Raw genomic sequence first — 19,396 nt, forward strand, 5'->3', positions numbered from 1 at the left:
CACCACTGAGCGAGTCTACTCGCGCCTGAGCGCCGCCTACCAGGGGGTTGACCGTGACGGAGGGCACTCGGGCTGCGCCTGAGTGCCGCCGAGCGGGGCTCGGCGGCACTCAGTGCACGCTCAGGCTTACTTCGAGTAGTACTCGACGACGAGCTGCTCGTCGCAGATCACGGGGATCTGCTTGCGCTCGGGCACCGACAGGAAGCGGGCGATCAGGCCTTCGAGGTGGGACTCGATGTAGGCCGGAGTCGTCTCGCCCGCCCATGCGCCGGCCGCGGCCAGCTGGAACGGGGTGGTCTCGCGGGACTTCTTGCGGACCTGGACGAAGTCGCCGGTCTTCAGGCGGTACGACGCGATGTCGACCTTGCGGCCGTTCACCGTGAAGTGGCCGTGGTTGACGAACTGCCGGGCCTGGTAGATCGTGCGGGCGAAGCCGGCGCGGAGCACGAAGGCGTCCAGGCGGGATTCGAGCAGGGAGACCAGGTTCTCACCGGTCTTGCCGCTGCGGCGCACGGCCTCGGCGTAGGCGTTCCGCAGCTGGCGCTCAGAGATGTTGTACTGAGCGCGGAGACGCTGCTTCTCCACGAGCTGGTTCTTGTAGTCCGATTCCTTCTTGCGGCCGCGGCCGTGCTGCCCCGGAGGGTACGGACGGCGCTCCATGTACTTGGCGGCCTTCGGCGTCAGAGCGATGCCGAGGGATCGGGAAAGCTTGACTTTCGCCTTAGCTTGCAATGATCTCTCCAGTAATTCATGCGTTGCCCCGCAGGAACGGCGAGGCAGAATGCGTCCCTGACGTGCAGAAACGCGTGAGTGTAGCGCGCTCAGGAATGCACCCGGGTTGACCGGGGCCTGGCGCGCACACGGTGATGCGGTCGATGCGCACCCGGGGGTGCACACCTCGGCAACCAGGTTACGCGGTGTCCTTCCGGTCGCCCACCCGGGATGCGGCGAGAGTGACCAGGCGCTCCACGAGGTCGCCGTAGGAGACGCCCGCGGCGGCGAACGCCTGCGGGACGCCGCTCATCGGCGTGAGCCCGGGCATGGTGTTGACCTCGTTGAGGTAGACCGTGCCGTCGGGGGCCAGGAAGCAGTCGACGCGGGCGAGGTCGCGGCAGTCGAGGAGCCGGAAGACCTTCCGGGCCAGCTCCTGCGCCCGCTCGGCCACGCCCTCCGGGTAGTCCGGGTGCAGGTTGAACGGCTCGGGGTTGTCGAGGTACTTGGCGTCGAAGTCGAACCAGCCCTCCTCGCCCATGGCGAGCACCTCGAGCGGGAAGGTGATCTCCAGGTCGCCGTCGAGGGTCTCCAGGACGCCCATCTCGATCTCGCGGACGTCCTCGAACGAGGCCTCGAAGACGACCTTGTCGTCGACCTCGCGGGCCTTGGCGACCGCTTCGGTGAGCTCGGCCGCGGACTTGACCTTGCTGATGCCGAGGCTCGAGCCGGCCCGGGCGGGCTTGACGAAGATCGGCAGGCCGAGCTTGTCGATGACGGCGTGGGCGTCGAGCGCCTCGCCGGGTTTGAGGACCGCGAACGCGCCCTGCGGGACGTCCTCGGCCGCCAGGAGGCGCTTCGAGAACTCCTTGTCCATCGACAGCGAGCTGGAGAGCACGCCGGAGCCGACGTACGGCAGGTCGGCCATCTCGAAGAGGCCCTGGATGGTGCCGTCCTCGCCGTAGGGGCCGTGGAGGACGGGGAACGCGATGTCGGCGATCGGCTGCGCGCCGGGGCCGAGGTCGACGGCGACGGCCTTGCCGGTCTCGGCGGTGACCTCCGGGAGCGCCTCGGCGGCGTCGATCGCGAACGCGGCGTCCGAGGGCAGTTCGACCCATTCGCCGGTGCGCGTGATGCCGATGGCGGTCACGTCGAAGCCGCGCTCGCGCAGCGCCTTGGCGACGCCGGAGCCGGAGGCGCAGGACACGGGTTGCTCCACGCTGCGCCCGCCGAAGAAGACGGCGACGGTCGGTTTAGTCATTGTCAGACCTCAAACTGTCGGTTTCCGGTTTGGTCTCGCGCCCCATGAGTTCGGCGACCGCGGCCCTGGGGTCGAGTCCCTCGTGGCAGACGCGCTCGACGGCGTCGCAGATCGGCATCTCCACGCCGACCTTGCGGGCGAGGTCGGTGATCGAGCGGCAGCTCTTCACGCCCTCGGCCGTCTGCTTGGTGACGCGCGCGGCTTCCTCCAGCGTCGCCCCGAGGCCGAGCTGCTCGCCGAAGGTGTGGTTGCGGGAGAGCGGGGAGGAGCAGGTGGCGACCAGGTCGCCGAGGCCCGCGAGGCCCGCGAAGGTGGCCGGGTCGGCGCCGAGGCGCACGCCGAGCCGGGTGGTCTCGGTGAGGCCGCGGGTGATGATCGTGGCCTTCGTGTTGTCCCCCATGCCCATGCCCGCGGCCATGCCGTACGCGAGGGCGATGACGTTCTTGACCGCGCCGCCGAGCTCGCAGCCGACGACGTCGGTGTTCGTGTACGGCCGGAAGTACGCGGTGGTGACGGCCTTCTGGATGTCCACGGCCCGGCCGTGGTCGATGCAGGCGACCACGGAGGCGGTCGGCTGCTGCTCGGCGATCTCGCGCGCGAGGTTGGGCCCGGACAGGACCGCGATGCGCGACTCGGCCGCGCCGGTGACCTCGGCGATGACCTCGGTCATGCGCTCGGTCGAGCCGAGCTCGATGCCCTTCATGAGGCTCAGGAGCGTCGAGTGCGGCTCCAGGTGCGCCGACCACGCGGCCAGGTTGCCGCGCAGGGTCTGGCTGGGCACGGACAGGACGACGAGGTCGGCGCCCGCGAGGGCCTCGGCCGGGTCGGCGGTCGCCGACACGAGCGGCGGGAGCTCGATGTCGGGGAAGTAGTCGGGGTTCCGGTGCTCGGCGTTGACCGCCGCGGCCACCGACTCGCGGCGCGCCCAGACGGTGACCGGGGTGCCGGCGTCGGCGAGGATCTTGGCGAAGACGGTCCCCCACGAACCGGCTCCCATCACGGCTGCTCTCACTCAGAAGACTCGCTTTCCTCAGGTCGCTGCTGCCGGGGGTCGAACAAGGGGGGCGCCTCCTGGCCGCGGACCTCGGCGAGGCCGGCCCGGAGGTCTTCCATGATGGCGTCGGCGACCTCGACGAGGTCCTCGCGGCTCGGTTCGCGCCCGAGCCACCGGGAGAGGTCGACGGGCGGGAGGGCGCGGACGGTGACCGGCTTGCGGCCGAGCTTGAACTTCGGGTCGCGCTTGCGGTCGTGGATGCCGAGGGCGCCCCACTGGACGATCGGGATCACGGGCGCGCCGGACTCGAGCGCGAGCCGGGCCACGCCGGTCTTGCCGCGCATCGGCCAGCGGTCGGGCTCCTTGGTGACGGTGCCCTCGGGGGCCATGATCACGACGTGCCCGGCGGCGAGCTCGCGTTCGAGGACCCGCAGGGAGTCGGCGGCCTCGGCGCTGCCGCGCTTGACCGGGATCTGCCCGGAGCGCTTGAGGATCGCGCCGACCACGGGGACCTTGACGATCGACTCCTTGAGCAGGAACCGCGGATGGCGCCCGGCGTTGTACACGTAGTGGACGACCATGAGCGGGTCGATGTCGGAGTAGTGGTTCCAGACCAGGATCGCGGGGCCCTCGAGAGGGATGTGCTCCATGCCGGACCACTCGCGGCGGCTGAGTCCGAGCGTCGCGCCCTTGACGATGTTCGCGTAGACCTGGACGTCGGCGGGGATGCGGTCGCCGCCGCGGCGGCGGAAGGTGTACTGCGCCTCGGGCCTCGGCTCGGTCACCTGCTGGCTCGCTTTCTCGGGGGGCGCGGGCCGCAGGGGGCTCGGCCGGTGCCGTTGGGTACGGATCGTCAGTGCACTGCACTCTAACGCCCGCACCGGCGCGCTCGGGCGACGGGAAGCGGGGGGTGGGGTGTGACTCCCCGGGCGAGGGGTCCGCCTCACGCGGCGTGAAGCCGCAGGTACGCGGCGCGGTGGACGGGGCCGCCACGGGGACGCCGGGCTTGCGCCGGACCGGTTATGATGTCATCATAGAGTCAATGTGACATCTAGCAGGCCGACCGAACCCAGTCGGCCCGGAATACGACTCGTCTCGGAGTGAGTGACATGAACTGGCGTCTCTTCGGCTGGCTCGCGGCCCTGTTCGGCGGTGCCATCATCGCGATCTGGCTCGTGGCGACCATCATCGGCGCGGCCTTCGCGTTCCTCGGCGGCCTCATCAAGTTCGCGCTCGTCGTCGGCATCATCGGCGTCATCGGCTGGTTCGGCTACAAGGGCTACAAGGCCATCGGCGGCTCGGAGCGGCGCCAGATCCGGAAGTAGTTCCGGTCCAGAGGTACAGCCGGAAGTAGTTCCGGTCCAGCAGCACAGCCGGAAGCAGGCCGGTCCGGAAGTTACAGCCGGAAGCGACCGCCCGCCTCTGGCCTTTCAGCGCCCTCCTGGTCCATGCTGAAGCCATGCAGGGCACCGTCTCGAACTTCAACGAGGACACCTCCGGCGAGGTCGTCCTCGACAGCGGCCGCCGCGTCGGTTTCGACGCGGCGGCCTTCGCCGTCTCCGGGCTGCGCTTCCTCCGGCCGGGGCAGCGCATTTCGCTCGAAACCGACCAGGACGGGACAGTGGTCGCCGTGCGCATCCTGACCATGCGGCCCTAGGGTCCTCCACGCGTGTGGCGAGCTTCCCGCAGGTGGGCGTGTCCCAGTACCGTTAGAGGCGTGAGCGGTACGCAGAGGCGGGTGGCCGCCGCCGGCGGCCTGTTGTGGCGCAACGGCGAGCGCGGTCTGGTCGAGGTGGTCGCGGTGTGGCGGCCCAGGGTGGGGAACTGGTCGCTGCCGAAGGGCAAGCTCGACCCGGGCGAGCACCCGCTCGCGGCCGCGTGCCGCGAGGTCGAGGAGGAGACCGGCATCCCGGTGATCCCCCAGCTGTGGCTGTGCCGGGCCTCGTACGTGCTCCCCAATCCCGAAGGGGACGTGCTCAAGTGGGTCGACTACTGGTCGATGCGCACCGAGAAGCCCGACGCCGTGTTCACCGCCGACGACGAGATCGGCGAGCGCCGCTGGCTGACCCTCGCCGAGGCCCGGGAGGCGCTGACGCGCCCGCGGGACCAGGAGGTGCTCAAGGCCTTCGCGGCGCTCCCCGCCGTCACCTCCACGGTGCTCCTGGCGGCGCCGGCGGAGGTCGAGCAGGAGTGGGACGGGCCCGTGGTGACGCGGCCGCTGAGCGCCCGCGGGCAGGACCAGGCGGTGCGCCTGGCGGCGCTCGCCTCGCTGTACCAGCCGGACCGGGCGTTCACCGCGACCGGGCGGGCGAGCGTGCAGACGGTGGAGCCGATCGCGCAGGCGGTGCGCTGCACGCTGTCCGGGGACTCGGTGTTCGACACCGAGGCGCACGGGCGCAATCCCGAGCGCTCCAGCGCGCGCATCCGCGAGCTCGCGGGCGGCGGGGGCGCCGTGATCGTCTGCGCGGAGCCGGAGGTCGTGTGCGACACCGTGGCGATCCTCGCCGACGAGGACGGCGTCGAGGCGCCCGACGTGTCGACGCGGCCGGGCGAGGCGTGGGTGCTGTCGCTGTCGGGCCAGAAGCTCGTGGGGATCGAGCGGCTCTAGGCCTCCCCTTGCGGATCGGACCGGTCGCCGCCTGATCCGCAGGACGGGCGTCCGGGCCCTCCGGGGCGCGGCGCGCGGTACCGTTGCCCGCGCAACCGCACCCGTGCGCCGCTGGGCGCCGTCAAGGAGGATCGTCGCCGTGGCCGACCGCGCCCCAACCCCGCTGCACAACTGGGCCGGGAACATCGACTTCTCCCCCGCCCGCTTCGAGGCGCCCGCGACGCTCGACGAGGCGCGCGCGGCCGTGGCCGGCGCGGACCGCCTGCGGGTGCTCGGATCGGGCCACTCGTTCAACACGATCGCGGCCTCCGGCGACGTCATGATGTCGCTGGCGGGCATGGAGCCGTTCGCGGAGCTGGACATCCTCAAGGGGACCGTGCGGGCCGCGGGCTGGCTCACCTACGCGGCGCTGAGCGCCGCGGTGCACCGGGCCGGGTTCGCGCTGCACAACATGGCGTCGCTGCCGCACATCTCGGTGGCGGGCTCGATCGCCACGGGCACGCACGGATCCGGGGACCGCAACGGGAACCTGGGGACGGCGGTGGCCGCGGTCGAGTTCATCGGCCCCGACGGGGAGCTGCGCACCGTCAGGCGCGGCGACGAGGACTTCGCGGGCTCGGTGGTCCACCTGGGGGCCTTGGGGGTCGTCCACTCGGTGACGCTGGACCTCCTGCCGGCCTTCGAGATGCGCCAGTACGTGTACGACGGGCTGGGCCTGGACGCGGTGCTCGCGCACTTCGACGAGCTGACGGGCGCGGCGTACTCCACGAGCCTGTTCACGCCCTGGGGCGCCGCGCCCGAGTTCCAGTTCTGGGTCAAGCAGCGCACCTCCGACCAGACGCACCCGTTCCCGCCCGCCAACCGGTTCGGGGCGCCGCTCGCGGACGGGCCGCGGCACCCGGTGCCGGGCGTGGACCCGGCGGCGTGCACCGTGCAGCAGGGCCAGACGGGCCCGTGGCACGAGCGGCTGCCGCACTTCAGGCCCGAGTTCACGCCCAGCGCGGGCGACGAGCTCCAGTCGGAGTACCTGGTCGACCGCGTGCACGCGACGGCGGCGCTGGAGGCCCTGGCGGGCATCGGGGACCTGCTCGCGCCGGTGCTCCTGATCTCCGAGGTGCGGACGATGGCCGCGGACGGGCTGTGGCTGTCGCCGGCGTTCGGCCGCGACACCGTGGGGCTGCACTTCACGTGGATCGGCGACCACGATGCGGTCGCGCCCGTGATGGCGGCAGTGGAAACGGTATTGGAACCGTTTTCTGCACGGCCGCATTGGGGCAAATTGTTTTCGATACCAATGAATGAGGTCCGCTCGCGTTATCCGCGAATGGGCGACTTCGCGAAACTCCGCGCGCGAGTCGATCCAGAGGGGAAGTTCGCGAATGACTTCTCCGCGGCGGTCTTCGGCGACACCGAGTCGTAGTCCCGGCCGCCCCCTCGGCGGCCCGATCCGGGAAAGCAGCGAGGGCATTCAGGCGGCTCCTGAATGCCCTCTTCCCCGTGCGAGTCGGACGGGTGCTCCACCGTGCCCCGAACCGGTTCGGGGCACGGCATAAGCTGCGCCCGCGCTTCGTGGTCTTCTTCGCCGCGGTCTTCTTCGCGGGCGTGGCCTTCTTGGTGGCCGCGGTCTTGCGCACGGCCTTCTTGGCGGTGGCGGCCTTCTTCGCCGGCGCCGCCTTCTTGGCGGTGGTGGTCTTCTTGGCGGCCACGCGGCTCGTGGTCGTCGAGCGCGCGGCCGTGGAGGCGGCGCGCGTGGTCTTCTTGGCGGCCTTCTTGGCCGTCGTCGCCTTCTTGGCGGTGGCGGCCTTCTTCGCAGGCGCGGCCTTCTTGGCGGCGGGGGCGGACTTGGCCGCCTTGCGCCTGCCGGTCACGAGCTCCTTGAACCCGGTACCCGGCCGGAAGGCCGGCACGACGGTCTTCTTGACCTTGACGGCCTCACCCGTGCGCGGGTTGCGGGCCATGCGAGCGGCGCGTTGGCGCTTCTCGAAGACGCCGAAACCGGCGAAGGAGACTTTCTCCCCTTTCACCACCGCGCGCTGTATCTCGTCGATCGCCACATCCACGACTTCTTTCGCAGCGGCCCGGTCGCCAGTGCGAGCGGCGATCCGATCGACGAACTCTGCCTTGTTCACGAGTCCTACCCTCCCGATAAGGTTCTGGAGCCATACCAGCTTGTTAAGCGCACGTTATGACGTTTCGAAAGCGAACGCAACTGTTTCCGCGAAAATCGACCCGTTGTGTCGCAAGGAATTTTTATTCGGGTGCCCGAAATCGACGCTCGCAACCCCGTTGGGAGGGCCCGGAACACGCCTGGAGCCGGTGGCAGCGCCACCGGCTCCGTACGTGAAGGCTAAGAAGATCGAGTTGTGCGGTCTACACGGCGGCGGGGAGAGTCCTAGGCCGCCAAGCATCCCGGTTCGATTCGAACGCGGCGATCTTCGCCTCGTCCCGGAGGGTCAGCGCGACGTCGTCGAGGCCCTCCATCATCCGCCAGCGCAGGAACTCGTCGAACTCGAAGGACCAGGTGCGGTCGCCCGCACGGACTTCGCATTCGACCAGGTCCACGGTGACCTCGGCGTCCGGGTGGAGCTCGGCGCGGAGCCACAGCTCCTCCACGGCGGCCTCGGGCAGCTCCACAGTCAACAGACCGTTCTTGAGGGAGTTGCCGCGGAAGATGTCGCCGAAGCGGGGCGCGACGACGGCCTTGAAGCCGTAGTCCTTCAGGGCCCAGACGGCGTGCTCGCGGGAGGAGCCGGTGCCGAACTCGGTGCCGGTGACGAGGATCGTCGCGGACTTGTACTCGTCCTGGTTCAGCAGGAACTTCTCGTCCTCGCGCCACTCGGCGAACAGGCCGTCCTCGAAGCCGGTCTTGGTGACCCGCTTGAGGTAGACGGCCGGGATGATCTGGTCGGTGTCGACGTTCGAGCGGCGCAGCGGGGCCACGCGCCCGGTGTGGGTCGTGAACTTGTCCATGTCCCTTGCCCTTCCTTACAGGTCCGCCGGGCTGGCGAGGTGCCCGGAGACGGCGGTGGCGGCGGCGACGGCCGGGGACACCAGGTGGGTGCGCCCGCCCTTGCCCTGGCGGCCCTCGAAGTTGCGGTTCGAGGTCGAGGCGGCCCGCTGGCCGGGCGTCAGCTGGTCCGGGTTCATGCCCAGGCACATGGAGCAGCCGGCGAAGCGCCAGTCGGCGCCGGCCTCGATGAAGACCTTGTCCAGGCCCTCTTCGATCGCCTGCTCGCGGACCTTGGCGGAGCCGGGGACGACCATCATGTTGACGGTGTCGGCGACCTTGCGGCCCTTGATGACGTCGGCGGCGGTGCGGAGGTCCTCGATGCGGCCGTTGGTGCAGGAGCCGAGGAAGACCACGTCCACGCCGATCTCGCGCATGGGCGTGCCCGCCTCGAGGCCCATGTACTCCAGGGCGTTCGCGGCGGTGGTGCGCTCGATGGCGTCGTCGAACGCGGCCGGGTCGGGGACCTGCCCGGAGAGCTCGACGCCTTGGCCGGGGTTGGTGCCCCAGGTGACGAACGGGCTCAGGGTGGCCGCGTCGATCACGATCTCCTTGTCGAACACGGCGCCCTCGTCGGTGGTGAGGGTCTTCCAGTACTCGACGGCGGCGTCCCAGTCCTCGCCCTTGGGGGCGTGGGGGCGGCCCTGGACGTATTCGAAGGTCTTCTCATCGGCGGCGATCATGCCGGCCTTGGCGCCCCACTCGATCGACATGTTGCAGACCGTCATGCGGCCCTCCATCGAGAGCTCCTCGATGGCCTGCCCGCGGTACTCGACGATGTGGCCCTTGCCGCCGCCGGTGCCGGTGATCGAGATGATCTTGAGGATGAGGTCCTTGGCGGACACGCCCTCGGGCAGGGAGCCGTTGACGGTGACGGCCATGTACTTGGGCTTCGCCTGCGGCAGGGTCTGCGTGGCGAGGACGTGCTCGACCTCGCTGGTGCCGATGCCGAACGCGATCGAGCCGAACGCGCCGTGCGTGGAGGTGTGGGAGTCGCCGCAGACGACGGTCATGCCCGGCTGGGTGAGTCCCAGCTGGGGTCCCACGACGTGGACCACGCCCTGGTTGGCGTCGCCCAGCGAGTGGATGCGGACGCCGAACTCCTCGCAGTTGGCGCGGAGGGTCTCGATCTGCTTGCGGCTGGTGGGGTCCGCGATGGTGAAGAGGTTGTCGGTGGGCGTGTTGTGGTCCTCGGTCGCGATCGTGAGATCGGTCCGGCGGACCTTGCGCCCGGCCTGCCGCAGGCCGTCGAAGGCCTGGGGGCTGGTCACCTCGTGGAGGAGGTGCAGGTCGATGTAGAGCAGGTCCGGCTGCTGGCCTCCGGTGCGGACCACATGGGCGTTCCAGACCTTCTCGGCGAGGGTGCGCGGTCGGGCGCCCTCAGCTTCTTGTGGTGTACGTGACATCTCTGTTCCCAGTCGTTGGACTTCTCGAAATATGGGAGGTAATGTTCAGCTCGTGAGAACGAATACTATCAGCGGAGTGGGCGTCCTCGACAAGGCGGTGCTCATCCTCACGGCATGCACCAACGGCGCCAGCCTGGCTGAGCTCGTGCACGAGACCGGTCTGCCCCGGGCCACGGCCCACCGGCTCGCGCAGGCCCTGGAGGCCCACGAGATGCTGCAGCGCGACCACGAAGGGCGCTGGCGCCCCGGTCCGAAGCTCGGCGAGCTCGCGGGGTCCACGGCCGACGTCCTGCTCAGCGCGGCCGAACCGGTCCTCAACCTGCTGCGGGACCAGACCGGCGAGTCCACGCAGCTCTACCGCCGCAGGGCGGACGAGCGCGTGTGCGTCGCCGCGGCCGAGCGCGCCTCCGGGCTGCGCGACACCGTCCCGATCGGCGCGGCCCTGCCGATGACCGCCGGGTCCGGCGCCCAGGTGCTCCTCGCCTGGGAACCGCCCGAGGGCATCCTCCCCCTGCTGCCGAAGTGCCGCTTCTCCTCCAAGACCCTCGCCGAGGTCCGCCGCCGCGGCTTCGCGCAGTCGGTCGCCGAGCGCGAACCCGGCGTCGTCAGCGTCTCCGCCCCCGTGCGCGACAAGACCGGCCGGGTCGTCGCCGCCATCTCGGTGTCCGGCCCGATAGAGCGTCTGGGACGCCGCCCCGGCGACCGGCTCGGCATGGCCGTCATCCGCGCCGGTCAGAAGCTCTCGGGCCTGTAGCCCGCCCCCTCCCGCCCCTGCGACGCCGAAGCGGCCCGACGGATCTCCGTCGGGCCGCTTCCGTTCGCGCTCTAGGCGGCGCTGAGCGCTTCCTCCGCGCGCGCGACGTGCTTGGCGTATCGGCGGCGCTCGTCCTCCAGGAGCGGCGAGTCCGGCGCGTGCGCCTCAAGGTACCGGATCGCCACGATGTCGTCCTGGCAGCGCCCGAACCGGTTCTGGATCCGCTTGGCCTCGGCCGCGACCGCCGCGGTCTCCTCGCCGAGGAACGCCGCGGCGTCGGCGGTGTAGCGGGTCCGCTTGGCCGCGTTGCGGGCCCGGTGCCGGGCCTCGTCGGCGTCGGCCGCGCCGGCGATCGCCTCGACCGCCTGCGTCATCGCCAGTCGCGAGCGCTCCACGACCGGCCCCAGCACCTCGTCGGCCGGCAGCGCCGCCGCGGGAGTGAACTCCGGGTACGCGGCCAGCGCCTCGACCGCGGCGAGGAGCCTGCGGGTCCGCTCCCGCCCGCACACCTCCGCGAGCGGACCGTACGCGTCCCGCTCCTTCGCCTCGAGCTCGGTGAACCACTCCGGCCGCTCGTCCCCCAGGCGCTTGGCGAACCGCATCCGCAGCACTTCGAGGTCCCGGACCGTCCCGAGCTCGTCGGCCAGCCAGCGCAGGCGCCGCCGCTTGAACGGCACCGCCGCGTACAGCGACCCGTACGTCGACAGCACCGACCGCAGCCGCCGCGTCGCCACCCGCATCCGGTGCACCGCGTCCGCTTCGCGCGCGATCACCGGCTCGCGCATGGCGATCAGCGTCGCCGCCTGCGCGGCCAGGTACTCGTGCACGCCTGCGCCGGCGATGGGGGTCTCGGTCATGTGTTCCTCCAAGGGGAGTCGCCGATACGGTGCCGCTGTCGCTGTGCCCCGCCGCACACGGCCGCGACCGCGCGCCCTCGAGCGTCGTTCAACAGCCCGTGAACGTGCTAAATTATAGTCAGACTGGTCAGACTTTCCGGAAGAGCGGGGGTGGGACGATGCACTGGCAGGTACAGGACGCCAAGAAGCGCTTCAGCGAGCTGGTCCGCGCCACCAAGACCGAAGGCGCCCAGTTCATCACGCGGCACGGCCATGAAGAGGCCGTGATCCTCAGCGTCGAGGAGTACCGGCGCCTGGCCGGGGCGCCCTCGTTCAAGGAGCTGCTGCGCGAACCCCCCTTCGTCGACGACTTCCCCGACACCTCGGACCTCCGCCGGGAACTCCCCCAGGAGCGGGACCTGGGGCTCGATCTGTGAAGTACCTGCTCGACACCAACATCCTGAGCGAACTGCGCAAGGCCCGCCCGAACCCCCGGGTCGAGCGCTGGTACGACGCCGCCGCCGACACCGATCTGCACCTGAGCGTCATGACCGTCGCGGAGTTCCGCAAGGGCCTGGCGCGGCTGCGCCGCAAGGACGCCGAGCGGGCGGCCGCCCTGGACCGGTGGCTCGACCGGCTCCTGGCACCCTATGAGTCGCGGATCCTGCCGGTCACGGCGGACATCGCCAACGTCTGGGGAGAGCTGAACGACCCGGAGCCGCTTCCGGTCATCGACGCGTTCATCGCCGCCACCGCGATCGTCCACGACATGGTCCTGGTGACCCGCAACGTCAGGGACTTCGAGCGGACCGGCGTGCGCATCCTCAATCCCTTCGACTGACCCTTCGACCGGCCTGCCGACGCGGAGCGGCCCGGCGGAGATCCGCCGGGCCGCTCCGCATGCGGTCACGCGAGGGAACCCACCGCTGCCTCGATCTCGGCGCGGAGGGCGGGGCCTTGGAGCTGGTGCTTGACCTGTTCGATGACGGGGGCGAGGAACTGGTCGGGGCCGGGCTTGCCGGCGATGGGGGCGACCGCGGCGATGGCGGCGCGGGCGGCCGGGCTGGGGATGAGGGGCTGGCGCAGTTGCAGCCCTTGGACCCCGGCGAGGAGTTCGACGGCCAGGAGCGTCCCGAGGTTGTCGATGATCGTGCGCAGCTTGCAGCCCGCGGCCCAGCCCATCGAGACGTGGTCCTCCTGCATCCCCGAGGTGGGGACGGAGTCGACGGAGGCGGGCGAGGCGAGGCGGCGGTTCTCGGCGACGATCCCCGCGGCCGTGTACTGCGCGATCATGAGGCCGGAGTTGACACCGGGGTCGGGGCTGAGGAACGCCGGGAGGCCGCGCGAGCGCGTGACGTCCAGGAGGCGGTCCACGCGGCGCTCGGAGATCGAGCCGACGTCGGCGGCGGCGATGCCGAGGAAGTCGGCGGCGTACCCGAGCGGGGCGCCGTGGAAGTTCCCGGTGGACTCCACGCGGCCGTCCGGGAGGACCACCGGGTTGTCGACCACGGACAGGAGCTCGCGGGCGGCCACGGTCTCGGCGTAGTCGAGCACGTCGCGGGCGGCGCCGGCGACCTGTGGGGCGCAGCGCATCGAGTACGCGTCCTGGACGGCGTGCGCGAGGTCGTTGCGGTGGGAGTCCATGACCTCGGAGTCCTGGAGCAGCAGGTGGATGTTCGCGGCGCTCATCGCCTGGCCCGGCTGCGGGCGGATCTCGTGGAGCTCGGGCTGGAACGGCCGGTCGGAGCCGAGCATCGCCTCGTTCGAGAGCGCGGCGCACACGTCGGCCATGGTCAGGAGGTGGCGCAGGTCGGCGACGGCGAGCAGGAGCATGCCGAGCATCCCGTCGGTGCCGTTAATGAGCGCCAGGCCCTCCTTGGAGGAGAGCGTGATCGGGGCCAGGCCCTTCGCCTCCAGGACCGGGCCCGCCTCCGCACGGGTCCCGTCCTCGGCCCGGACCCAGCCCTCGCCGAGGAGGACCATCGCGCAGTGCGCCAGGGGCGCGAGGTCCCCGGAGGCCCCGAGGGACCCGTGCCGCGGGACCCACGGCGTGACGTCGGCGTTGAGGAGCGCGGCGAGCGCGTCGGCGACCTCGGGGCGGACCCCGGAGCGGCCCATGGCGAGCGAGCGCAGGCGCAGCAGCATCATCGCGCGCACCACTTCGACGGGCATCGGGTCGCCGACGCCCGCGGCGTGCGAGCGGATGAGCGCGTGCTGGAGCTCGGCGCGGCGCTCGGGGGCGACGAACGTGTTCGCGAGGGCCCCGAACCCGGTCGAGACGCCGTAGACGGGGCGGCCTTCGCGGTCGATCGCGTCGACGATCGCGCGGCTCGCGGCCATGGCCTCGCGGGCCTCGGCGTCGACGACGACCCGGGCCCGGTCGCGGGCGACCGCCACGACCTCCTCGGGCGACACGGGGACCGGCTTCACGTGGACGGTGGACATCGCTGCTCCTCTGGTGACGGCGCCGGTGGCGCGGTTATGCGGCGCTCTGGTGCACGGCGATCGGGTCCGCGCCGCTCGGGTGCACGACGCGGCCGCCGCGGATGACGGTGTGGGTCAAGGGCGTCCCGGGCCGGTAGGCCAGGTGGACGTGGGAGGGGGCGTCGAGGACGACCAGGTCGGCGCGGGCCCCGACGGCGACGCGGCCGATATCGGTGCGCCGCAGCGCGTCCGCGCCGCCCGCGGTGGCCGCTTCGAGCGCCTCGGCGGGCGTCATGCGCATCTCGCGGACGGCGAGCGCGATGCAGAACGCCATGCTGCTGGTGTACGAGGAGCCGGGGTTGCAGTCGGTGGCGAGGGCGACGCGCGCGCCGGCGTCGATGAGGCGGCGCGCGTCCGGGTAAGGCGACCGGGTCGAGAACTCCGCGCCCGGCAGGAGGGTGGCGACGGTGGACGAGTTCGCGAGCGCGTCGACGTCGGCGTCCGACAGGTGCGTGCAGTGGTCGGCGGAGGCGGCGCCGAGCTCCACGGCGAGGCGCACGCCGGGGCCCTCGGTGAGCTGGTTGGCGTGGACGCGCAGGCCCAGGCCCTTCGCTGCGGCCGCGGTGAGGACGGCGCGGGCCTGGTCGGCGTCGAAGGCGCCGCGCTCGCAGAACACGTCGGCCCATGTCGCGTGGGGCGCGCAGGCGTCGAGCATGGGCCCGGCGGCGAGCGCGGTGTACTCGTCCGGATCGGCGCCCGCGGGGACGGTGTGCGCGCCGAGGTACGTGGTCTCGTCGGTGAACTCGCGGGCGATGCGCAGGCTCCGGGCCTCGTCCTCGACGGTGAGCCCGTACCCGGACTTGATCTCCACGGTGGTGGTGCCCTGGCGGAGCATCTCGGCGGTGAGGCGGGCGGCGTTCCCGCGCAGGCGCTCGTCGCCCGCGTTGCGGGTGGCGGCGACGGTGGTGCGGATGCCGCCGCCGTCGTAGGGCTCGCCGCTCATGCGGGCGTCGAACTCGGCGGCGCGGTCGCCCGCGAAGACCAGGTGCGCGTGGGAGTCGACGAACCCGGGGACGACGGCGCGGTCGCCGAGGTCGATGCGCTCGTCGGCGGCGGGCCGGTTGAGGCGGTGGCCGACCCAGGCGATCCTGCCGTCCTCGACGACGATCGCGGCGTCGTAGTGGACGGTGCCGTCGTCGTCGGCGGTGAAGAGTTCGCCGATGCCGTCTATGAGCAGGCTCATCGCCAGAGTTCCCCGATCGCTTCGCGGAGTTCGGCCCCGGCGTCGATGTACCGGTGGCGTCCCTCGTGGACGATGTGGCGGCCGTCGGCGACGACGTCGGTGACGTCGGCCGCGCCCGCGGCGTAGAGGACGCCGTCGGGGCGGGCCCCGGCGGTGCGCGGCGTGTCGAGGGCGACGGCCACGAGGTCGGCGCGCGCGCCCGGTTCGATGCGGCCCGCGTCGGGGAAGCCGAGGGCGTCGTGGCCGGTGGCGGCGGTGTGGAGGGCGTCGGCGGTGAAGCGGCCGCGCTCCTCGCTGACGAGGCGCTCGTGCATCTCGAGGGCGCGGGCCTCCTCGAACATGTCGATCACGGCGTTCGAGTCGGTGCCGAGCGAGAGGGGGACCCCGGCGTCGGCGAGCGCGCGGGCGGGGCCGATGCCGTCGGCGAGGTCGCGTTCGGTGGTGGGGCAGAAGGCGACGCCGGTGCCGGAGCGCGCGAGGAGCTCGACGTCGTGCTCGGTGAGGTGCGTGGCGTGGACGGCGGTGAGGTCGGGGCCGAGGAGCCCGCAGCGTTCGAGGAGCTCGGTGGGGGTGCAGCCGTGCTCGGCGCGGCAGGCGTCGTTCTCGGCGCGCTGCTCGGAGAGGTGCACGTGCACGGGGCGGCCCTCGGTGGAGCACGCGAACGCGGCGACGGCCTCTTCGGGCACGGCGCGCACGGAGTGGACGGCGCCGCCGATGCGGGCGTGGGCGCCGGGCTTGAGGAGTTCGACGCGGTCGAGCCAGCCTTCGAGGCCGGTGTCGCCGAAGCGCTGCTGCGCGGGTTCGAGGGGCTTCCCGAAGCCGCCGGAGAGGTACAGCGTGTCGAGGAGGGTGATGCGGATGCCCGCGTCGGCGGCGGCCTGGATGAGGGCTTCGCCCATGGCGTTCGGGTCGGCGTAGGGCCGCCCGCCGGCCTGGTGGTGGAGGTAGTGGAACTCGCCGACGCCGGTGATCCCGGCGAGGGCCATCTCGGCGTAGACGGCGCGCGCGAGCCGGTGGTAGGAGTCGGGGTCGAGGCGGTCGGCGAGGGCGTACATGCCGGTTCGCCAGGTCCAGAAGCTGCCGGCGGCGTCGTGGGTGCGGCCGCGCAGGGCGCGGTGGAACGCGTGGGAGTGCGTGTTCGCGAAGCCGGGGAGGACGAGGCCGCCGAGGATCTCGCCGCGCGGGGCGGCCCCGGGGGTGACGGCGGTGATGCGGCCGTCGGCGACGTCGACGGCGACCGCGTCGGCGATCCCTCCGGGGAGGCGGGCGTGCCGGGCCCAGTAGGTCAGCACGCGAGGTCCCGCAGCACCGCCGCGAGGGCGTCGACGCCGGCGGCGCAGTCCTCGTCGCTCGCGCCTTCGCCGGGGGCGTGGGAGACGCCGGTGGGGTTGCGCACGAACAGCATCGCGGTCGGCACGTGCGCGGCGAGGACGCCCGCGTCGTGGCCGGCGCCGGTGGGCAGGACCGGGACGCCGCCGAGGAGGGCGGCGAGCCGGTCGCGCAGGGAGGCGTCGAACTCGACGATCGGGGTCTCCGATTCGGGGGCGATCGCGAAGCGGGTGCCGTCGCGCTCGGCGCGCTCGGCGACCTTGGCCGTGACGCCGCCCAGGATCTCGGCGAGCACGGCCTCGTCGGGGGCGCGCGAGTCGAGCCAGGCGGTGACCTGGGAGGCGATGGCGTTGGTGGCGTTGGGGACGGCCTCGACGCGGCCGACGGTGGCGAGGCCCCCGGCGCGGCGGGCCTCCTTGCGGGCGGCGAGGACCGCGAACGCGAAGGTGAGCATCGGGTCGCGGCGGTCGGGCAGGCGCGTGGTCCCGGCGTGGTCGGCGGCGCCGGTGAACGTCATGCGCCAGCGCCCGTGCGGCCAGATCGCGCTGGCGACGCCGACGGGCGCGTCGAGGTTGCGGCCCTGCTCGACGTGGAGTTCGACGAACGCGGCGATCGAGGCGAGGCGCTCGGGGTCGGGGCCGAGCGCGTCGGGGTCGGCGCCGGCCGCGCGCATGGCGTCGGCGAGCGTGGTGCCGCCGGGGTCGGTGAGGGCGCGGGCGCGGTCGGGGTCGACGACGCCGGCCATGAGGCGGGTGCCGAGGCAGGGCACGCCGAAGCGGCCGCCCTCCTCCTCGGTGAACGCGCCGATCACGATGGGGCGCGCGGGTTCGAACCCTTCGGCGCGGAGCTCGTCGACGGCGAGGAACGCGGCGACGATGCCGAGCGGGCCGTCGTAGGCGCCGCCGTGAGGGACGGCGTCGAAGTGGCTGCCGGTGAGCACGGCCGGGCCGGTGCCGGCGTCCCACCAGGCGTACCGGTTGCCGTTGCGGTCGGTCTCGGTGCGCAGGCCGCGGGCGGCGGCCTGGGCGTCGAACCAGCCGCGGAGCGCGAGGTCGCTCTCGCTCCAGGAGAATCGCAGGTAGCCGCCCGACTCGGCGCGGCCGACGCCGGCGATCTCGTCCCAGAGCCGCCGGAACCCCGTGGCGTCCATTCAGGACTCCCGGTTGGGGATGCGGACGCCGTGGTCCGCGGCGATGCGGTCGGCCTCCTCGTAGCCGGCGTCGACATGGCGGATGACGCCCATCGCGGGGTCGTTGGCGAGGACGCGTTCGAGCTTCTGCGCGGCCATCGCGGTGCCGTCGGCGACGGTGACCTGCCCGGCGTGGATCGAGCGGCCGATGCCGACGCCGCCGCCGTGGTGGATCGAGACCCAGCTCGCGCCCGACGCGGTGTTGACGAGGGCGTTGAGCAGGGGCCAGTCGGCGATCGCGTCCGAACCGTCCTTCATGGCCTCGGTCTCGCGGTAGGGGCTGGCGACCGAGCCGCAGTCGAGGTGGTCGCGGCCGATGACGACCGGCGCCTTGAGGGTGCCGTCGGCGACCATCTCGTTGAAGCGCACGCCCGCGACGTCGCGCTCGCCGTGGCCGAGCCAGCAGATCCGGGCCGGGAGGCCCTGGAACGCGACGCGCTCGCGGGCGAGGGAGATCCAGCGGTGCAGGGACCGGTTCTCGGGGAACAGGTCGAGCACGGCCCGGTCGGTGGCGGCGATGTCGGCGGGGTCGCCCGAGAGCGCGGCCCACCGGAAGGGGCCCTTGCCCTCGCAGAACAGGGGCCGGATGTAGGCGGGCACGAACCCGGGGAAGTCGAAGGCGCGGGCGAAGCCGCCCGCGAGGGCCTCGCCGCGGATCGAGTTGCCGTAGTCGAAGACCTCGGCGCCCGCGTCGAGGAAGCCGACCATGGCCTCCACGTGGCGGGCCATGGACTCGCGGGCGCGGTCGGTGAACGTCTCCGGGTCGCCCTTCGCGAGGTCGGCGGCGTCCTCGAGGTCCACCCCGGCGGGCACATAGGACAGCGGGTCGTGGGCGGAGGTCTGGTCGGTGACGATGTCGACCTCGACGCCGCGCGCGAGGAGCTCGGGCAGGACCTCGGCGGCGTTGCCGACCAGGCCGATCGACTTCGCCTCCCCGGCCCGCTTGGCGGCCAGGGCCTGGGCGACGGCGTCGTCCAGGTCGGCCGCGACCGTGTCGAGGTAGCGGGTCTCGACGCGCCGCCGGAGGCGGTGCGGGTCCACTTCGACGATGAGGCACACGCCGTCGTTCATGGTCACCGCGAGCGGCTGCGCGCCGCCCATCCCGCCGCACCCGGCGGTGAGCGTCAGCGTGCCCTTCAGGGTGCCGCCGAAGCGCTTCGCGGCGACGGCCGCGAACGTCTCGTACGTGCCCTGGAGGATGCCCTGGGTGCCGATGTAGATCCAGGACCCGGCGGTCATCTGCCCGTACATGGTGAGCCCGAGCGATTCGAGGCGCCGGAACTCGGGCCAGGTCGCCCAGTCGGGCACCAGGTTCGAGTTCGCGATGAGCACGCGCGGGGCCCACTCGTGGGTGCGCATGACGCCGACCGCGCGGCCCGACTGGACCAGGAGCGTCTCGTCGGGCGCGAGCGTGAGCAGCGTCCGCAGGATCGCGGCGAGGTCCTCGCGGCTGCGCGCCGCCTTCCCGGTGCCGCCGTAGACGACCAGGTCCTCGGGACGCTCGGCGACGGCCGGGTCGAGGTTGTTCTGGAGCATCCGGTAGGCCGCCTCGGTCTGCCAGGTGCGGCAGTGGAGGTCGGTCCCGTGCGGTGCGTGCATGTCGCTCCCCGTGTGTTCCGTTGTAGCCCGTGCCG

Annotated in this window: 19 protein-coding genes and 1 pseudogene; 7 read left to right on the forward strand and 13 right to left on the reverse strand. The window is 72.3% G+C overall.

All coding sequences use genetic code 11. The features are described from left to right. Positions 1-126: 126 nt before the first annotated feature. The 4 genes from rpsD to ABD419_RS06270 all read right to left on the reverse strand — a co-directional run bounded on the left by rpsD (position 127) and on the right by ABD419_RS06270 (position 3,751). A complete protein-coding gene (gene rpsD, locus ABD419_RS06255; protein ID WP_344483214.1) occupies positions 127-732 on the reverse strand; it encodes a 30S ribosomal protein S4 in 606 nt (201 codons plus the stop codon). A gap of 178 nt (positions 733-910) precedes the next feature. Continuing rightward, positions 911-1,972 (reverse strand): D-alanine--D-alanine ligase family protein, encoded by a 1,062-nt coding sequence (locus ABD419_RS06260; protein WP_344483216.1) that lies wholly within the window; start codon positions 1,970-1,972, stop codon positions 911-913. Beyond that, positions 1,965-2,969 (reverse strand): NAD(P)H-dependent glycerol-3-phosphate dehydrogenase, encoded by a 1,005-nt coding sequence (locus ABD419_RS06265; protein ID WP_344483219.1) that lies wholly within the window; start codon positions 2,967-2,969, stop codon positions 1,965-1,967. Before ABD419_RS06265 ends, ABD419_RS06260 begins: the two co-directional genes overlap by 8 nt. Positions 2,970-2,980: 11 nt before the next feature. Continuing rightward, the gene (locus ABD419_RS06270) at positions 2,981-3,751 is read right to left on the reverse strand and encodes a lysophospholipid acyltransferase family protein (RefSeq protein ID WP_344483221.1); all 771 of its coding nucleotides are present in this window, start codon (positions 3,749-3,751) and stop codon (positions 2,981-2,983) included. Between the two features lie 324 nt (positions 3,752-4,075). Here ABD419_RS06270 and ABD419_RS06275 point away from each other — a divergent pair, with 324 nt between their 5' ends. The 4 genes from ABD419_RS06275 to ABD419_RS06290 all read left to right on the forward strand — a co-directional run bounded on the left by ABD419_RS06275 (position 4,076) and on the right by ABD419_RS06290 (position 6,994). Continuing rightward, positions 4,076-4,291 carry a hypothetical protein gene (locus tag ABD419_RS06275; protein ID WP_344483224.1) on the forward strand — a complete coding sequence of 72 codons (216 nt, stop codon included), beginning with the start codon at positions 4,076-4,078 and terminating at the stop codon, positions 4,289-4,291. A gap of 134 nt (positions 4,292-4,425) precedes the next feature. Beyond that, positions 4,426-4,623: a cold-shock protein gene (locus ABD419_RS06280; protein WP_344483227.1), complete on the forward strand. Its 198-nt coding sequence runs from the start codon at positions 4,426-4,428 to the stop codon at positions 4,621-4,623. A 60-nt stretch (positions 4,624-4,683) separates the two neighbouring features. Then, positions 4,684-5,574: an NUDIX domain-containing protein gene (locus ABD419_RS06285; protein WP_344483230.1), complete on the forward strand. Its 891-nt coding sequence runs from the start codon at positions 4,684-4,686 to the stop codon at positions 5,572-5,574. Between the two features lie 139 nt (positions 5,575-5,713). Further along, the gene (locus tag ABD419_RS06290) at positions 5,714-6,994 is read left to right on the forward strand and encodes a D-arabinono-1,4-lactone oxidase (RefSeq protein ID WP_344483233.1); all 1,281 of its coding nucleotides are present in this window, start codon (positions 5,714-5,716) and stop codon (positions 6,992-6,994) included. A 505-nt stretch (positions 6,995-7,499) separates the two neighbouring features. On the opposite strand, the pseudogene ABD419_RS06295 reads toward ABD419_RS06290, so the two are convergent. The 3 genes and pseudogenes from ABD419_RS06295 to leuC form a co-directional block, all read right to left on the reverse strand. After that, a pseudogene (locus ABD419_RS06295) lies at positions 7,500-7,703 on the reverse strand (HU family DNA-binding protein); the annotation flags it as partial. Between the two features lie 241 nt (positions 7,704-7,944). After that, a complete protein-coding gene (leuD, locus tag ABD419_RS06300; protein WP_344483235.1) occupies positions 7,945-8,544 on the reverse strand; it encodes a 3-isopropylmalate dehydratase small subunit in 600 nt (199 codons plus the stop codon). Positions 8,545-8,559: 15 nt separating this feature from the next. Continuing rightward, complete coding sequence (leuC, locus tag ABD419_RS06305) at positions 8,560-9,987, reverse strand: 3-isopropylmalate dehydratase large subunit (protein ID WP_344483238.1); 1,428 nt, start codon at positions 9,985-9,987, stop codon at positions 8,560-8,562. A gap of 67 nt (positions 9,988-10,054) precedes the next feature. On the opposite strand from leuC, the gene ABD419_RS06310 reads away from it, so the two are divergent. Further along, complete coding sequence (locus tag ABD419_RS06310) at positions 10,055-10,741, forward strand: IclR family transcriptional regulator (protein WP_344483474.1); 687 nt, start codon at positions 10,055-10,057, stop codon at positions 10,739-10,741. 71 nt (positions 10,742-10,812) lie between these two features. Here the strand turns inward: ABD419_RS06310 and ABD419_RS06315 are convergent, their stop codons facing one another. Then, the gene (locus tag ABD419_RS06315) at positions 10,813-11,598 is read right to left on the reverse strand and encodes a CHAD domain-containing protein (RefSeq protein WP_344483240.1); all 786 of its coding nucleotides are present in this window, start codon (positions 11,596-11,598) and stop codon (positions 10,813-10,815) included. Between the two features lie 158 nt (positions 11,599-11,756). Between ABD419_RS06315 and ABD419_RS06320 the strand changes: the two genes are divergently transcribed. Next, a complete protein-coding gene (locus tag ABD419_RS06320; protein WP_344483242.1) occupies positions 11,757-12,014 on the forward strand; it encodes a type II toxin-antitoxin system Phd/YefM family antitoxin in 258 nt (85 codons plus the stop codon). Then, the gene (locus ABD419_RS06325; protein ID WP_344483244.1) at positions 12,011-12,418 is read left to right on the forward strand and encodes a type II toxin-antitoxin system VapC family toxin; all 408 of its coding nucleotides are present in this window, start codon (positions 12,011-12,013) and stop codon (positions 12,416-12,418) included. The genes ABD419_RS06320 and ABD419_RS06325 overlap by 4 nt, the downstream gene beginning before the upstream one ends. Before the next feature lie 65 nt (positions 12,419-12,483). On the opposite strand, the gene hutH is transcribed toward ABD419_RS06325, so the two are convergent. From hutH to hutU, 5 genes are read right to left on the reverse strand one after another with little or no spacing between them, the layout of a single operon-like run. Next, positions 12,484-14,022, reverse strand: coding sequence for a histidine ammonia-lyase (hutH, locus tag ABD419_RS06330; RefSeq protein ID WP_344483246.1), 1,539 nt, complete (start codon positions 14,020-14,022; stop codon positions 12,484-12,486). A 34-nt stretch (positions 14,023-14,056) separates the two neighbouring features. Continuing rightward, a complete protein-coding gene (gene hutI / locus ABD419_RS06335; RefSeq protein ID WP_344483248.1) occupies positions 14,057-15,244 on the reverse strand; it encodes an imidazolonepropionase in 1,188 nt (395 codons plus the stop codon). Beyond that, complete coding sequence (locus ABD419_RS06340) at positions 15,241-16,536, reverse strand: formimidoylglutamate deiminase (RefSeq protein ID WP_344483250.1); 1,296 nt, start codon at positions 16,534-16,536, stop codon at positions 15,241-15,243. The genes hutI and ABD419_RS06340 overlap by 4 nt, the downstream gene beginning before the upstream one ends. After that, positions 16,530-17,723: an allantoate amidohydrolase gene (locus ABD419_RS06345; protein WP_344483252.1), complete on the reverse strand. Its 1,194-nt coding sequence runs from the start codon at positions 17,721-17,723 to the stop codon at positions 16,530-16,532. The genes ABD419_RS06340 and ABD419_RS06345 overlap by 7 nt, the downstream gene beginning before the upstream one ends. Continuing rightward, the gene (gene hutU, locus ABD419_RS06350; RefSeq protein WP_344483254.1) at positions 17,724-19,361 is read right to left on the reverse strand and encodes a urocanate hydratase; all 1,638 of its coding nucleotides are present in this window, start codon (positions 19,359-19,361) and stop codon (positions 17,724-17,726) included. Between the last annotated feature and the right edge of the window lie 35 nt (positions 19,362-19,396).

Source organism: Glycomyces endophyticus, assembly GCF_039531525.1.
In the GTDB taxonomy this organism is placed as follows: domain Bacteria; phylum Actinomycetota; class Actinomycetes; order Mycobacteriales; family Micromonosporaceae; genus Glycomyces; species Glycomyces endophyticus.